The 278-nt window shown below is 69.1% G+C and carries 1 protein-coding gene; it reads right to left on the minus strand.

All coding sequences use genetic code 11. From position 1 onward, the window contains the following. Positions 1 to 278: sodium-independent anion transporter (locus EN859_RS37895; RefSeq protein WP_135913791.1), on the minus strand; the 278-nt coding region annotated here is incomplete at both ends.

Consider the following 278-nt stretch of genomic DNA (forward strand, 5'->3'; position numbering starts at 1 on the left):
ATGGCGGATGGTCTCGATCAGCGCCTGGGCGGCGGTATAGTCGATCTCGACGATGTTGCTGGCCTCCAGCACCACCAGCTTCACGTCCTCGCTCCTGGCGTCGATCAGGTCGGCGAGGCCGCGCTTGAAGCGGTCGGCGTTGACGAAGGAAAGCGGCGCCTGGAACGCCGCCACCAGCACGCCGGGGTGCTGCGCGCCCGCGCTCGAACTGCTCGGCGGCCACCAAACTGAGGTGCCCGGCACCTGCGCCAGTTCGATCGGCTCCGTGCGCGTCGAGC

The organism is Mesorhizobium sp. M00.F.Ca.ET.216.01.1.1 (genome assembly GCF_004010325.2).
Lineage (GTDB): Bacteria > Pseudomonadota > Alphaproteobacteria > Rhizobiales > Rhizobiaceae > Mesorhizobium.